1 protein-coding gene is annotated in these 531 nt (G+C 59.1%); it reads left to right on the forward strand.

The window, feature by feature from the left end:
- Positions 1-113 precede the first annotated feature (113 nt).
- A partial coding sequence (locus tag ACPYOI_RS35930) for a reverse transcriptase domain-containing protein (protein WP_481424153.1) occupies positions 114-531 on the forward strand: 418 nt, incomplete at its 3' end.

The raw sequence follows: 531 nt of genomic DNA on the forward strand, positions 1-531 counted from the left end.
GCACAGGGGCGGAGCAGCCCGTAGTAGTATTGAAGGTCCTGTAATGGGGCTGGAGCGAAGGGGTTGCGTTGTTCAGCTCTGGAGCGAGGACAACCGGCGACGGGAGGATCCTCGTGGATAGAGCAAAGCCGTATGCGATTCCGAAAAGGGAGGTGTGGGAGGCCTATAAGAGGGTTAAAGCCAACCAAGGAGCGGCTGGCATTGACGGCCAGACGATTGCGGACTTTGAGGCTGATCTTACGAACAACCTGTACAAGCTCTGGAATCGGCTGGCGTCGGGCAGCTACTTTCCGCCGCCGGTGCGGCGGGTCGACATACCCAAGAGCGATGGGAAGACGCGCCCGCTGGGCATACCTACGGTCGCCGATCGCATTGCGCAGATGGTGGTCAAACGCCATCTGGAACCGACGGTGGAGCCTAAATTCCATCCGGATTCCTATGGATATCGGCCCGGCAAATCGGCGCTCGATGCGATCGGCGTGGCACGGCAGCGATGCTGGCGTTACAACTGGGTTCTTGATCTCGATATCA

Source organism: Rhizobium sp. SVR5-2C, assembly GCF_056755115.1.